The organism is Mesorhizobium sp. M7A.F.Ca.US.006.01.1.1 (assembly GCF_003997935.1).
Taxonomy (GTDB): domain Bacteria; phylum Pseudomonadota; class Alphaproteobacteria; order Rhizobiales; family Rhizobiaceae; genus Mesorhizobium.
Window position 1 is genome coordinate 1 of record NZ_RZQL01000536.1, and the last position, 494, is coordinate 494.

A 494-nucleotide genomic window follows, 5' to 3' on the forward strand; every position below is an offset into this window, starting at 1 on the left:
TCCTTATTGTCGATGTCGGTCATGTCATTTCACCTTGAGCGGCAGCCCCGCCACCATCAGCAGCACCGTATCGGCGACGGCAGCGACCTGCTGGTTGAGCCGGCCGGCGGCATCGCGAAAGCGGCGCGCCAGTGCATTGTCCGGCACGATACCCTGGCCGACTTCATTGGACACAACGAACCAGGGACCACGCGGCTGCGACAGTACGTCCGCCAATCGCCGGCATTCAAGCTCGAGGTCGTGATCGGCCAGCATATGGTTGGTCAGCCACAGCGTCAGGCAATCGACAAGCACCGGCCGATCGTCCGGCAAGGCGGCAAGCGTACCGGCGAGATCGAGCGGTGCGTCGATGGTCGTCCAGCCTTCGCCGCGCCGCGATCGGTGCAGCGCGATGCGTTTATGCATCTCGTCATCATAGGCTTGCGCCGTGGCGATATAGGTCCAGGGCGGCGGCAAGGCGGTCGCCAAAATTTCGGCGTGCGCGCTCTTTCCGG

Annotated in this window: 1 protein-coding gene; it reads right to left on the reverse strand. The window is 64.0% G+C overall.

Annotation, left to right across the window (positions count from 1 at the left end; genetic code table 11):
• Positions 1–24 precede the first annotated feature (24 nt).
• A partial coding sequence (gene cobU, locus EN943_RS37370; protein WP_127416640.1) for a bifunctional adenosylcobinamide kinase/adenosylcobinamide-phosphate guanylyltransferase occupies positions 25–494 on the reverse strand: 470 nt, incomplete at its 5' end.